Origin of the sequence: Streptomyces anandii JCM 4720, assembly GCF_014650655.1 — a bacterium.
GTDB lineage: Bacteria > Actinomycetota > Actinomycetes > Streptomycetales > Streptomycetaceae > Streptomyces > Streptomyces anandii.
The window spans coordinates 492,764-505,656 of sequence record NZ_BMVJ01000002.1 but is presented as its reverse complement, the minus strand read 5'-3'; the positions used below and the strand labels follow the sequence as shown (position 1 = coordinate 505,656).

11 protein-coding genes and 1 pseudogene are annotated in these 12,893 nt (G+C 72.6%); 7 read left to right on the top strand and 5 right to left on the bottom strand.

Annotated features, from left to right (window positions below; translation table 11 throughout):
* Positions 1-85: 85 nt before the first annotated feature.
* From trhA to IE249_RS05455, 4 genes are all read left to right on the top strand, one after another.
* Positions 86-799, top strand: coding sequence for a PAQR family membrane homeostasis protein TrhA (trhA, locus tag IE249_RS05470; RefSeq protein ID WP_189703587.1), 714 nt, complete (start codon positions 86-88; stop codon positions 797-799).
* Between the two features lie 127 nt (positions 800-926).
* Positions 927-2,546: a DHA2 family efflux MFS transporter permease subunit gene (locus IE249_RS05465; protein WP_189703586.1), complete on the top strand. Its 1,620-nt coding sequence runs from the start codon at positions 927-929 to the stop codon at positions 2,544-2,546.
* A 5-nt stretch (positions 2,547-2,551) separates the two neighbouring features.
* A complete protein-coding gene (locus IE249_RS05460; RefSeq protein ID WP_189703585.1) occupies positions 2,552-3,184 on the top strand; it encodes a TetR/AcrR family transcriptional regulator in 633 nt (210 codons plus the stop codon).
* Between the two features lie 34 nt (positions 3,185-3,218).
* On the top strand, positions 3,219-3,956 hold the full coding sequence (locus tag IE249_RS05455) for a Mut7-C RNAse domain-containing protein (RefSeq protein ID WP_189703584.1): 738 nt from the start codon (positions 3,219-3,221) through the stop codon (positions 3,954-3,956).
* 18 nt (positions 3,957-3,974) lie between these two features.
* Here IE249_RS05455 and IE249_RS05450 read toward each other — a convergent pair whose 3' ends face one another.
* The gene (locus IE249_RS05450) at positions 3,975-6,008 is read right to left on the bottom strand and encodes a thioredoxin domain-containing protein (RefSeq protein ID WP_189703583.1); all 2,034 of its coding nucleotides are present in this window, start codon (positions 6,006-6,008) and stop codon (positions 3,975-3,977) included.
* Between the two features lie 185 nt (positions 6,009-6,193).
* Between IE249_RS05450 and IE249_RS05445 the strand changes: the two genes are divergently transcribed.
* The gene (locus IE249_RS05445) at positions 6,194-9,394 is read left to right on the top strand and encodes a tetratricopeptide repeat protein (RefSeq protein WP_189703582.1); all 3,201 of its coding nucleotides are present in this window, start codon (positions 6,194-6,196) and stop codon (positions 9,392-9,394) included.
* Between the two features lie 78 nt (positions 9,395-9,472).
* Here IE249_RS05445 and IE249_RS05440 read toward each other — a convergent pair whose 3' ends face one another.
* Positions 9,473-9,709, bottom strand: a complete 237-nt coding sequence (locus IE249_RS05440; protein ID WP_189703581.1) for a hypothetical protein — start codon at positions 9,707-9,709, stop codon at positions 9,473-9,475.
* Positions 9,710-9,723: 14 nt separating this feature from the next.
* Positions 9,724-10,581 (bottom strand): mycothiol conjugate amidase Mca, encoded by an 858-nt coding sequence (gene mca / locus IE249_RS05435; protein WP_189703705.1) that lies wholly within the window; start codon positions 10,579-10,581, stop codon positions 9,724-9,726.
* Between the two features lie 222 nt (positions 10,582-10,803).
* Here mca and IE249_RS05430 point away from each other — a divergent pair, with 222 nt between their 5' ends.
* Positions 10,804-11,202 carry a DUF4307 domain-containing protein gene (locus IE249_RS05430; RefSeq protein WP_189703580.1) on the top strand — a complete coding sequence of 133 codons (399 nt, stop codon included), beginning with the start codon at positions 10,804-10,806 and terminating at the stop codon, positions 11,200-11,202.
* 175 nt (positions 11,203-11,377) lie between these two features.
* On the top strand, positions 11,378-11,878 hold the full coding sequence (greA, locus tag IE249_RS05425) for a transcription elongation factor GreA (protein ID WP_189703579.1): 501 nt from the start codon (positions 11,378-11,380) through the stop codon (positions 11,876-11,878).
* Between the two features lie 81 nt (positions 11,879-11,959).
* On the opposite strand, the gene IE249_RS05420 is transcribed toward greA, so the two are convergent.
* Positions 11,960-12,760, bottom strand: coding sequence for an ABC transporter permease (locus tag IE249_RS05420; protein WP_189703578.1), 801 nt, complete (start codon positions 12,758-12,760; stop codon positions 11,960-11,962).
* A pseudogene (locus IE249_RS36340) lies at positions 12,757-12,893 on the bottom strand (daunorubicin/doxorubicin resistance ABC transporter ATP-binding protein DrrA); the annotation flags it as partial. The gene IE249_RS05420 and the pseudogene IE249_RS36340, both read right to left, overlap by 4 nt.

Here is a 12,893-nt window from a genome sequence, read left to right as displayed (position 1 = left end):
AGGACTTTTTGCGTTCGGCCCGGTCGGCAACGATCATCGCAAGGTACTCACACCCGACTTACGGTCGCGTAGGTACCATGCGCGCATGACTGTGTCCGCCTCCGACGCGCCTCTGGACACGCCGGCCGCAGGCCGCGGTCCGGCGGCGCTCTCCCTGCCGCACCCCATCAAGCCGAAGCTGCGCGGCTGGCTGCACCTCGGGATGTTCCCGGCCGTGCTCATCGCGGGCCTGGTGCTCACCGCGCTCGCCGACTCCACCCGCGGGCGGGTCGCCTGCGGCATCTACGTCCTCACCGCCTGTCTGCTGTTCGGCGTCAGCGCGCTGTACCACCGCGGGAACTGGGGCCCGCGCGCCGGCGGACTGCTGCGCAGGCTCGACCACGCGAACATCTTCCTGATCATCGCGGGCACCTACACCCCGCTCACCCTGCTGCTCCTGCCCGGCGCGAAGGGCCAGTGGCTGCTGTGGGGCATCTGGGCGGCGGCGGCCGCGGGCATCGTCTTCCGGGTCTTCTGGGTCGGTGCGCCCCGCTGGCTCTACACCCCCTGCTACATCGCGATGGGCTGGGCGGCCGTGTTCTTCCTGCCGGACTTCATGCACGCCGGGGGCATCGCGGTGCTGGTCCTGGTGGTCGTCGGCGGCCTCCTCTACAGCGCGGGCGGCGTCGTCTACGGCATCAAGCGGCCGAACCCCTCCCCGCGCTGGTTCGGCTTCCACGAGGTCTTCCACTCCCTCACGCTGGCGGCCTTCGTAGTGCACTACGTCGGCATCTCCCTGGTGGCGTACCAGCACGCGTAGCGCCCCCCGACCGCCCTCCCGGTGGCCACGGCTCGCACGAGCCGTGGCCATTTTTCGTACCCCAGGAAGGAGATCGAAAGTGCATGTCGATTGACAGTTAGTAGATTTTGAGAGCTACCCTCATTTCATGGCTACTGTCACTGAGCTTCAGGACACCCGGCACGACCCCCGCCGCTGGTGGGCCCTCGGCGCCCTGGTCGCGAGCATGCTCACGCTCGGCTTCGACATGACGATCCTCAACGTGGCGCTGCCGACCATGGCCGGCGAACTGGGCGCCACCACCGGCCAGCAGCAGTGGATGGCGGACGCGTACGTCGTCGTCTTCGCCGCGCTGATGCTGCCCGCGGGACTCCTCGGCGACCGCTTCGGGCGGCGGCTGATGCTGATGGCCGGACTCGGCGTCTTCCTCGCCGGCTCGCTCGCCGGGGCGCTGGCCGGGGACGTGAACTGGGTGATCGCGGCCCGCGCGTTCATGGGCGTCGGCGGGGCCCTGGTCACCCCGCTCGCGCTCTCCGTGCTGCCCTCGCTCTTCGGCCCCGACGAGCGCACCAAGGCCGTCGGCGTCATCTCGGCCGCCTCCGCGCTCGGCCTGCCGCTCGGCCCGATCATCGGCGGCTGGCTGCTCGACCACTTCTGGTGGGGCTCGGTCTTCCTCGTCAACGTGCCGATGGCCGCGCTCGGCATCGCCGCTTGTCTCTTCCTGCTCCCGGAGACCAGCGACCCCGCGTCCCCCAGGGTCGACGCCCTGTCCACGGCGCTCGCCGCGACGGGCCTCGGCGCCCTCGTCTACGCGATCATCGAGGCGCCCGGGCGCGGCTGGGGGGACGCCCTGGTGCTCATCATGTCCGGCGCGGCCGCGGTGCTGCTCACCGCGCTGGTCCTGCGCGAGCGGCGGGCCGTGCGCCCCATGCTCGACACGACCCTGCTGGCCCGGCGCGGCTTCCTGTTCAACACGCTGGCCGCGACCCTGGTGATGTTCGTCCTGTCCGGGCTGCTGTTCGTGCTGCCCCCGTATCTGCAGGCCGTGCTCGGCCAGGACGCCTTCGGCACCGGGCTGCGCCTGCTGCCGATGATGGGCGGCCTGATGCTCGCCGCGCGGGGCGCGCAGCCGGTCGTCGCGCGGTTCGGCCCCCGCGCGGTGGTGAGCGCGGGCCTGGTGGTGCTGGCCTTCGCCGCGCTGCTCGGCAGCCGTACGACGGTCCACTCCGGCTACGGCTTCACCGCGCTGTGGCTCTCCGTCACCGGCGTCGGCTTCGGGTTCTCCGTGGTGCCCGCCATGGACGCCGCCCTCGGCACCCTGCCCCGGGACCGGGCCGGCAGCGGCTCGGGCCTGCTCATGACGCTGCGCCAGGTCGGCGCGGCCATCGGCATCGCCCTGCTGGGCAGCCTGCTCGCGGGCGTCTTCCGGGACCGGCTGGACGTCACGGGACTGCCCGCGCGGGCCGGCGACGCCGCCGGGGACTCCGTGGTCGCCGCCCACCTGATCGGCGAGCGGCTGGGCTCGGCCCGTCTGGTGGCCTCCGCGGACAGCGCCTATGTCCACGGCATGGGCGTGGTCCTGCTGGTCTGCGGTGTCGCCGCGCTGGTCTCCGCGCTGCTGGCCGCGGCCTTCCTGCCGAAGGAGGCGCCCGCGGCCGCCGATGCGGCCGAGACCGCCGAGACCGCCGAGACCGCCGAGACCGCCGAGACCGCCGAGGAGGACGCCGTTCCCGGCATGGCTGCCCCGGCTGGTGATGCCCGACAATGAACCCCATGACGGCCGCACGTTCCCGCTTCTCCCCCGCCGACCGCCCCCAGCTGGGACTTCGTGAGCGCAAGAAGATCAAGACCCGCGAGGCGATCCGCGACGCGACCTACGCGCTGATCAAGGAGCAGGGGTACGACGCGACGACGATCGAGCAGATCGCCGACCGGGCCGAGGTGTCGCCGTCGACCGTCTTCCGGTACTTCCCGACCAAGGAGGACATCGTCCTCACGGACGAGTACGACCCGCTGATGCTGGAGGAGTTGCGCGCGCGGCCCGCGGGCGAGCCGTGGATCGACTCACTGCGGCACGTGATCCACATGGCCCTGGACGTGCTGACGGAGGAGGACCCGGAGACGGTCCGGACGCGGGCGCATCTCGCGATCCAGGTGCCGGCCGTCCGCTCCCGCATGGTGGAGAGCATGTCGGAGACCGGGCGGATGCTGCGCGAGGCCATCGCCGAGCGCTCGGGCCTCGCCCCGGACAGCCTGGAGGCGCGCGTCTACGCGATGTCCCTCACCGGCGGTCTGCTGGAGGTCTACCTGTACTGGGCGGAGAACGGCTTCCAGGACGACCTGCGCGGCCTCGTGGACCGCGCCCTGGACGTCCTGGAGCACGGCCTTCCCGCAGCGAATTCCTGAGCCCGCCGCGTCCCTTCCGTGACATCCTCACCGGGTGAACGGTCCCGAGATCCACGTCGAGTTCGCCCCCGGCCTGCACCTTTTCGTCCCGCACTCCCGGCGCGCGGGCGCCACCGCGGTCGCCACCGACGGCGTCTCGACCCTCGGCCACGTCGTGGAGTCCCTCGGCGTGCCGCTCACCGAGGCGGGCGCCCTGCTCGTCGACGGCCACGAGGTGCCCGTCTCCCACGTGCCGCGCGCCGGCGAGCGGGTCGAGGTGCGGGCGGTCGAGCGCCCCCAGCGGGTGCCCGGCGCTCCCCTGCGCTTCCTGCTCGACGTGCACCTCGGCACCCTCGCCCGCCGGCTGCGCCTGCTGGGCGTCGACGCGGCCTACGAGTCCACGGACATCGGCGACCCGGCGCTGGCCGCGCGCTCCGCGGCAGAGAAGCGGGTCATGCTCAGCCGCGACCGGGGCCTGCTGCGCCGCCGCGAACTGTGGGCCGGCGCCTACGTCTACAGCACCCGCCCCGACGAGCAACTGCACGACGTCCTCGACCGGTTCCGGCCCCCACTCGCCCCCTGGACCCGCTGCACCGCCTGCAACGGCCTGCTGCGGGAGGCCACCAAGGACGAGGTGGCCGACCAGCTCGAACACGGCACGCACCGCACCTACGACGTCTTCGCCCGGTGCGCCGACTGCGGCCGCGCCTACTGGAAGGGCGCCCACCACGACCAGCTCGAGGCGATCGTGGAGCGCGCCCTGGCCGGATACGCGGAGCCCGGCCGCAACTGACGTAGGGAAGTGACCGGTTCAGCCGCCGAGGGCGGCGCGCAGGCGGTCCGGGTCGGTGGTCGGGGCGTCGCAGGTGAAGTTGCGGCAGACGTAGGCGGTGGGCGCGCCGCCGACCAGCGGGCGGCCCTCGAGCAGCGGGAACTCCTCGCCGCCCGCCGCCCCGAACGCCACCACGGCTCCCGGCGCGGTGCCCAGAAGTGCCGTACGGTGCAGGGCCTTCGCGGCCTCCTCGGCCGGGGATGCGCCCACCACGGCGACCTCGCGCGGCCCGTCCAGCGCGGCCTCGGCGACGGCCAGCCCCCAGCCGATGAAGCGCGGCACACGCGGGCCGAGCGCCCGGACCACGCCCAGTGCCTTCTCGGCGGCGGCGCGGTGGGCCGCGGAGCCGGTGTGGGCGGCGTAGGAGAGCAGCGCGCCCGCGGCGGCCGACCAGCCGGACGGGGTGGCGTTGTCGGTGGGGTCCTGGGGGCGGCGGATCAGCTTCTCGGCGTCCACCGCGGTGTCGTACAGCGTGCCCGACTCGGGATCGGTGAACCGGGTCAGGACATGGCCGAGGAGCAGTCCCGCGAAGTCGAGCCAGACCCCTTCGCCGGTGACGGACGCCAGCGCGAGGAAGCCCTCGGCGACGTCGGCGTAGTCCTCCAGGACACCGGCGTTCGCCCCGGCCCGGCCGTCCCGGCTGGTGCGGGACAGCCCGGCGTGCTCGTCCATGTGCAGCCGTACGAGCAGGTCGGCGGCGCCGGTCGCGGCGTCCACCAGGTCGGGGCGGCCGAAGTAGGCGCCGGTCTCGGCCAGCGCGGCGATCGCCAGCCCGTTCCAGGCAGCGACGACCTTGTCGTCCCGGCCGGGCGCGGGGCGGGCGGACCGGGCGCGCAGCAGCCGGGACCTGACGGACGCCACCCGCTCCGCGTCGAACACACCTTCCTGCTGCGGTAGTTGCAGCACCGACGAACCCTGCTCGAAGGTGCCCTCCTCGGTCACCCCGAAGCAGCGGGCGGCGAGTTCGGCGTCCCGCTCGCCGAGGACCTCCGTCAACTGATCGGGCGTCCACACGTAGTACGCGCCCTCGACGTGCCGGCCCGTGCCGTCGTCGCTGTCGGCGTCCAGCGCGGAGGCGAACCCGCCCTCGTCCGTGCCGAGTTCGCGCACCATGAAGTCGGCCGTCTCCAGGGCCACCCGGCGGGCCAGTTCCGAGCCGGTGGCCCGCCACAGGTGGGCGTAGACCCGGCACAGCAGCGCGTTGTCGTAGAGCATCTTCTCGAAGTGCGGCACCACCCAGTCCCGGTCGACGGAGTAGCGGGCGAAGCCGCCGCCGAGCTGGTCGTAGATACCGCCGCGGGCCATCCGCTCGCAGGTGTCCCGCGCCATCTGCAGGGCGCCCTCGGAGCCGGTGCGCGCGTGGTGCCGCAGCAGGAACTCGATCGCCATGGACGGCGGGAACTTGGGCGCCCCGCCGAATCCGCCGCGCTGCGCGTCGTACTCCCGGGTCAGCCCGAGCAGAGCCTGCGCCAGCTCCTCCTCGCCGGGGACCTCGGTGCCGCCGTAGCCGATCTCCCGGTGGGCGAGGTCGCGCACGATCTTCCCGGCGACGTCGGTGACCTCCTCGCGCCGCGTGTCCCACGCCTGCCGCACCCCCTCCAGCACCTGCCGGAAGGAGGGCATGCCGTGGCGGGGCGCGGGCGGGAAGTACGTGCCGAAGTAGAACGGCTCGGCGTCAGCCGTCAGGAACACGGTCATCGGCCAGCCGCCCTGACCGGTGGCGGCCTGCACGGCCTCCATGTAGACCGCGTCCACGTCGGGGCGCTCCTCGCGGTCCACCTTGACACTGACGAAGTGGTCGTTGAGGTAGCCCGCCGTCGTCTCGTCCTCGAAGGACTCGTGCGCCATGACATGGCACCAGTGGCAGCTGCTGTACCCGACGCTCAGCAGCACCGGCACGTCCCGCCGCCGCGCCTCGGCGAAGGCCTCGTCCGACCAGGGCCACCAGTCGACCGGGTTGTCGGCGTGCTGGAGCAGGTACGGGGACGTCTCGTGAGCCAGTCGGTTCGGCATACCCCCATCCTGCCTCACCCGCTCCGGCCGGGCACGGAACGTCACCACCGGCCCGGCTCGCCGGCTCGCGGGGAGCCCCGCGCGCCCCCGTCGCGCGCGGACGTTGATCGTCGCCCCCTCGCGCTCGGGGCCCGCGCGAAGGACACTCGTAGGCAACGGAGTTGGCACCAAGAGGGGGACGGAACATGCGGGACGCGCATCGGGCCGAGGCCGAGCGGTTGCTGGCCCGGGCCGTGGAGGAGGAGGTGCGGCGCTCCGGCGGACGGGTGGACGGGGCCGTACTGCTGTCCCGGGCGCGTGGCGCGCTCGACACCCTGGCCGGGCCGGCGGCGGAGGAGTACGAGGCGTACACGCGCGCCCTGGACGAGGCGTCCGCCGGACAGCTCACCTTCGCCCAGCGCTACGCCCGCGAGGGCGCCGGAACTCCCCTGCTGGTCGCGGCCGTTGCGGCGCTGACCGCGGTGGTCGCCGACATCGCGCTGGGCACGGGCACGGGCACGGCCGTCGGGGCGGGCGTCACCGTGGGCGTGGCGGGCGCCGCCGCGACCGTGGTGAAGGTGACGGCCGCGCACCTGCCGGCGGCCCACCACCGCGCGGGCGCGGCCGGCCAGCCCGGCGGCACGGAGCAGCTGCGGCTGCAGTGGCTCACCGCGCTGGAGGTGCGCGGCATCCGCCCCTTCCTCGACCAGCAGCGCGTGCTCAGCGCGTCCACCGCGCCGAAGAAGGCGGCGCCCCGGCTGCGCGGCACGGACAAGAGCGCGGCCGCCCGCAGACGCAGCGTGCTGGAACAGTCGTTCGGCCAACTGCCCGAAGCCGTGGGTGTGTTCGCAGGGCGGCGGCAGGAGGTCGCGCGGATCAGGCAGTGGGTGCAGGCCGCCCGCGCCAGCACCCAGACCCGGCCCACCGTGGTCGTGCTGCACGGGCCGCCCGGCTCCGGCCGCAGCACGCTCGCGGTGCGGGCGGCCCACGATCTGAAGGACCAGTTCCGGGGCGCGGTCGTGGTCGACCTGCGCGGCGACAGCCCCGAGGAGCCGCCGCTGCCCACCCGGGACGCCCTGCTGCACCTGCTGAACCGGCTCGGCGCGCCCCGAGAGCAACTGCTGTTCCGTGAACGCTCCTCCTCCGACCAGCAGCTCAAGCGGCTCGGCGAGCTGTACCACCAGCACCTGACCGGGCTGCCGGTGACGATCGTGCTCGACGACGCCTCGGACCCCGAGCAGGTGCGGGCCCTGGTGCCCGAACGCTCCGACAGCCTGGTCCTGGTCACCACCCGCAAGCCGCTGGAGCTGCCCGCGGACCTGCCGGCGTGGGTGTACCAGCTGCCCGTGGAGGCGCTGGACACGGCGGGCGCCGAGGAGCTGCTGGGCGCGGCCGCCCAGGACAGCTCCGGGCCCTACGACGCCGACTCGGCCGAGCGGATCGGCGAACTGTGCGGGGGCCTGCCGCTGGCGCTGCGCATCGCGGGCTCCTCGCTCGGCCCGCGCTCACCGCGCTCCCTGGCCATCGACCTGGGGGCGTACGGCCCGGTGGAACCGGTCGAACGCGTGCTGTGGCTGCGCTACACCGACCAGCCGGAGCCGGCCCGGCGGCTGCTGCGGCGGCTGGCGCTGGCCGGCCGCGCCTCGCTGGGCACCGCCGCCGCGGCCGCGCTGCTGGCCACCGACGAGGCGGAGGCCGGCCGGAATCTGGACGCGCTCGCCCGGGCCGGCCTGATCGACCACGTGCGCGGCAGCCGCTACCGCCTGCACGACCTGGTGCGCGCCTTCGCGGCCGCCCGTCTGCTCGACGAGGAGGACCCGGCCGAGCGGACGGCGGCCCAGGAGCGGCTGATCGTCAACTACGCCGAGCTGGCCGACTCCGTGCTGCGGCTCGTCGACGGCAACAACTCCACCCGCTCCGACCGCTTCAGCCCGCACGGCTTCACGTCCCTGGACGAGGCGCTGCGCTGGCTGGACGACGAGTCCAGCTTCATCACGGCGGCCCTCAGACACGCCGAGGGCGTCAACCAGGCGGCGGTGCTGAACCTGCTGGGCGCACTGTGCGACTACTGCCTGCTGCGCGGCGACCTCTACCGCCTCGGCGAGATCAGCGAGCTCACCCAGGCCGTGGACCAGGGCCTGCTGGTGCGCTCGGTGCAGTGGCGCACCGGCATCGCGGCCCGGCAGCTGGGCGAGCTGGACAAGGCGCGCACCACCCTGACGTCGGTGGTCGACCTCTACCGCGAGGCCCACCACGACGCGGGCGCCGCGCGCGCCCTCAACTCGCTCGGCATCACACTGCACCACCAGGGCAATCTCACCGAGGCGGCGGCGCGGCTGCGGGAGGCGCTCCAGCTGCAGTCGGTGCCCGAGCTGGAGACCGACCGCGCCTGGACGATGCACGCGCTGGCGGCGGTCGAGCGGGACCGCGGGCGGCTGGCGGAGGCGCTGGAGCTGCTGACGGGCTCGCTGGTGCTGCACCGGCAGGGCGACTCGGTGCACGGCGAGGCGTGGGCCCACTTCCAGCTGGGCCAGCTCGCGCTGCGGCTCGGGGACGTGGAGCGCGCGGAGGCGGATCTGCGCCAGGCCCTGGAGCGCTACGGCCGTACCCGCGACGCCCGCGGCGAGGCCTGGGCGCTGACCCAGCTGGCCCGGGCCCGGCTGGTGGCGGGCGAGGCCCCGGAGGCGGTGGAGGCGCTGCGCGGGGCGGTCGTGCGGCACCGGGACAACGAGGACGCGCGCGGCGAGGCGTGGACGCTGTACTACCTCGGGCAGGCGCTGGAGGAGACCGGCGGCCTCGACCAGGCGGTGCGCGAGCTGGAGCGCGCCCGCACGCTGTTCTCCCGGATGCGCGACGTCTACGGCCTGGCCTGCGCCCGCCACCACTCTGCCCGCGCGACCCGCGACCAGCGGGCGGCGCAGACCGGCTCGCTGAGGAACTCCGGCTTCGCCCGCCAGCTCCTGGTGGACGCCCGCGCCGACTTCCAGCGCATCGGCGTCGCCCATGGCGAGGCCTGGACGTGTCTGGAGCTGGCGGTGGTGGACGCGGGCAACGCCCGCACCCAGCAGGCGCTCGGCCTGTGCGACGAGGCGCTGACCCTGTTCGCCTCCTACGGCGACCGCCGGGGCGAGGACTGGGCCCGCTTCCTGCGCTGCACCCTCCTGCCGTACGCGGCGCCCGGGGGCGTGGAGGTCGGCACGGCGGTGGCCCAGGAGGAGCTCGCCGCGCTCTCCCGCGCGGGCCACCCGCTGCGCGACGGCAAGCTCGACGACTACGTCGAGGCCTACCAGCTGCTGCTCGAACGCGGTGTCCAGCTGGAGGCGGGCTGGCAGGCCTGGCGCCTGGGCATGGCCCCCGACCGCCACGCGCGGGAGGTCATGGGAGTGCCGGTGCCGGCCCGGCCGTGAACGGCGGGGCCGGCAGGGCCGCGAACAGCGGGATCCACCGCGGTCTGCTCGGCGAGCAGGCCGCGGTGGATCCCGGGGTCAGCCGTGGTGGGGCTTGGGGTCCGACGAGGGGGCGCCGGACTCCCTCTTCGGGTCCGGGGCCTCCTTGAAGTCGACCTTGCCCATGTGCCGGCTCATGGACTTCATCAGACCCCACACCGCCACGGCCATCACCGCGAAGACGATGAAGCCGAGGACGCCGGGGGTGACCTTGTTCTGGTCGACCTCGGCGAGGGGGACCAGATGCGTCACTGCGAGGCTCGCGCTTGCGCTCATGCCAGCATTGTCCCTCAGGCCTGCCGGACGCCCGCAAAGAGGTCGTCCTCGGGCAGCGAGGTGCCGACGAGGGACTTCGCGAGCTCGTACTCCTCGGTCGGCCAGACCTCCTTCTGGATCTCCATCGGCACCCGGAACCAGCCGCCGTCGGGGTCGATCTGGGTGGCGTGGGCGATCAGCGCCTTGTCCCGGATCTCGTAGAAGTCGGCGCACGGGACGTGCGTGGTGAGGGTGCGGTCCTTGTGGCCGGAGCCCTCCCAGCGCTTGAGCCACTCCCCGTAGGGGGACTCCAGGCCCCGGTCGAGCAGCGCCTTGTGCAGGGCCTCGGTGCGCAGCCGGTTGAAGCCCTGGTTGTAGTACAGCTTGAGCGGCTGGTGGACCGGGCCGTACTCCGCCTCCGGGTACTTCTCGGCGTCGGCCGCGCCCTCGAAGGCCACCATCGAGATCTTGTGGGTCATGATGTGGTCGGGGTGCGGATAGCCGCCGTTCTCGTCGTAGGTGGTGATCACCTGGGGACGGAAGGAGCGGATCTTGCGCACCAGTTCGCCGGCCGCCTTGTCCACGTCCTCCAGGGCGAAACAGCCGTCGGGCAGCGGCGGCAGCGGGTCGCCCTCGGGGAGCCCGGAGTCGACGAAGCCGAGCCACTCCTGCTTGACGCCGAGGATCTCCCGGGCCTCGTCCATCTCCTTCTTGCGGACCTCGTGGATGTGCTCCTCGACGTATTTGTCGCCCTGGAGCTTGGGGTTGAGGATGGAGCCACGCTCTCCGCCCGTGCAGGTCACCACCAGCACGTCCACCCCCTCGGACACGTACTTCGCCATGGTGGCCGCACCCTTGCTCGACTCGTCGTCGGGATGCGCGTGCACGGCCATCAGTCGCAACTGGTCAGTCAAGGCTCAATCCTCATTGGTCAAGTCGGTGCCCGGCGTCGCGGGCAGTCACCGTATGCCGTACCGCGGGGACGTCGCTGCGGGGTGGCGGTCGGTCTGCGGGCGGGGCCTTCTATAGTGACCGAATCGGGGGGCGAATAATTCCGGGGCCCGCCTTGGGATCCCCCCGCGGGACCGCATCCCGCTCCTGCCGAGAGGACGATCATGAGTACGGCGAGCACCCGGCTCCCCGAGGGCCGCTACGGCCGCTCCGCGGACGAGCGCGCGGACCGCAAGCTCAAGATCGCGGGCGGTGTCCTGGGCGCCGTGCTGCTCGCCCTGGTCGGCTACTTCGCCTACCACTACGTCGGCCAGAACGAGATCAGCGGCCAGGTCATCGCCTTCCAGGCCTCCGACGACTCCGTGCAGGTCCATCTCGAGGTCCGCAAGGACGCCGGGGCCCGCGGCTACTGCACCCTGCGGTCGCAGGCCGCCAACGGCGACGAGGTGGGCCGGGCCGACTTCCGCTTCGACCAGCACGCCACGCGCATCGACAAGGTGGTCACGCTGCGTACGACGTCCCGGGGGACGACGGCCGAGCTGCTCGGCTGCCACGCCGGCTGAGGGGCGACTTCGCCCGGAATACGTAGGCCCTGACCTGCGTTGACGCCAGAGTGATGGCTTATGTCCTCCCCCTTTGGGCCGTGAATTGTTAGGCTCGTGGTTTCGCCCATCCAAGAGGGAACATTCTTCTGGGTAGGGCGATGCTTTGTATTCCCAGTACCGACGAGGAGCACCTGTGACCCAGACCAGCGAGAACGTCACCTGGCTGACCCAGGAGGCGTACAACAAGCTCAAGGACGAGCTTGAGCACCTTACTGGTCCTGCGCGCACGGAGATCGCGGCCAAGATCGCGGCCGCGCGCGAGGAGGGCGACCTGCGGGAGAACGGCGGGTACCACGCGGCCAAGGAGGAGCAGGGCAAGCAGGAGCTCCGTGTGCGCCAGCTGACCCAGCTCCTGGAGAACGCCCAGGTGGGCGAGGCTCCGACCTCCGCGGACGGCGCCGTGGCCCCCGGCATGGTCGTGACGATCGCCTTCGACGGTGACGAGGACGACACGCTGAGCTTCCTGCTGGCCTCGCGTGAGTACGCGAGCGCCGACATCGAGACCTACTCGCCGCAGTCCCCCCTGGGGTCCGGCGTGATGGGGCACAAGGTCGGCGAGGACGCGGAGTACGAACTCCCGAACGGCAAGAAGGCCTCGGTGAAGATCCTCAAGGCCGAGCCCTACTCGGGCTGATCCCGGCCCATTCGACCGACGAGCCCCCGGCGCCCTCGAGGCACCGGGGGCTTCTTCATGCCGTTCCGCCCGCCCTCACGCTCACGCGGTGGCCGAGCGGTACTTGCGGACCGCCAGAGTGCGGAAGACGGCGATGATCAGCACCGACCAGATCAGCGACGCCCACACCGGGTGCTGCATGGGCCAGGCGTCGGGCGTCTTGAAGCCCGGCGGGAGGTTGCCGAACAACTCTCGGCAGGCCTGGACGGTGGCGCTGAACGGGTTCCACTCCGCTATGTGACGGAGGAAGGCGGGCATCTGGTTGGCGTCCACGAAGGCGTTCGAGATGAAGGTCAGCGGGAAGAGCCAGATCAGGCCGCCCGAGGTCGCCGCCTCCGGGGTGCGCACCGAGAGTCCGATGAGCGCGCCGATCCACGAGAACGCGTACCCGAGCAGCAGCAGGACGCCGAAGCCGGCGAGCACCTTGGCGAAGTTCTCGTGCGTGCGCCAGCCGACGATCAGGGCGACGACCGCGAGGACGACCAGGGTGAGCGTCGTCTGCACCAGGTCGGCCATGGTGCGGCCGGTCAGCACCGCGCCGCGGGCCATGGGCAGCGAGCGGAAGCGGTCGATGAGGCCCTTGTGCATGTCGTCGGCTATGCCCGCGCCCGCGCCCGCCGTGGCGAACGTGACCGTCTGGGCGAAGATGCCGGCCATCAGGAACTCGCGATAGGCCTGGGTGGAGCTGGACGAGCCGACCTGGATGGAGCCGCCGAACACATAGGTGAACAGGACCACGAACATGATGGGCTGGATCAGCCCGAAGATGATCATTTCGGGGATGCGGCCCATGCGGATCAGGTTCCGCTGGGCGATGACCAGGGAATCGCTCACGGCACTCACTTCACGGTCTCCTTCTTGCGCCTGCGGTCCTTGGGGTCGGTGTCGCCCTCGCCGCCGGCTCCGGTCTGCTCCTCGGTCTCGGCCGCGTGACCCGTCAGGGACAGGAACACGTCGTCGAGGGTCGGGCGGCGCA

Bases quoted from the DNA above. Each gene is read 5' to 3' on its own strand.
- trhA (WP_189703587.1), top strand. From the start codon at position 86: ATGACTGTGTCCGCCTCCGACGCGCCTCTGGACACGCCGGCCGCAGGC.
- IE249_RS05465 (WP_189703586.1), top strand. From the start codon at position 927: ATGGCTACTGTCACTGAGCTTCAGGACACCCGGCACGACCCCCGCCGC.
- IE249_RS05460 (WP_189703585.1), top strand. From the start codon at position 2,552: ATGACGGCCGCACGTTCCCGCTTCTCCCCCGCCGACCGCCCCCAGCTG.
- IE249_RS05450 (WP_189703583.1), bottom strand. From the start codon at position 6,008: ATGCCGAACCGACTGGCTCACGAGACGTCCCCGTACCTGCTCCAGCAC.
- IE249_RS05445 (WP_189703582.1), top strand. From the start codon at position 6,194: ATGCGGGACGCGCATCGGGCCGAGGCCGAGCGGTTGCTGGCCCGGGCC.
- IE249_RS05440 (WP_189703581.1), bottom strand. From the start codon at position 9,709: ATGAGCGCAAGCGCGAGCCTCGCAGTGACGCATCTGGTCCCCCTCGCC.
- mca (WP_189703705.1), bottom strand. From the start codon at position 10,581: ATGGCCGTGCACGCGCATCCCGACGACGAGTCGAGCAAGGGTGCGGCC.
- IE249_RS05430 (WP_189703580.1), top strand. From the start codon at position 10,804: ATGAGTACGGCGAGCACCCGGCTCCCCGAGGGCCGCTACGGCCGCTCC.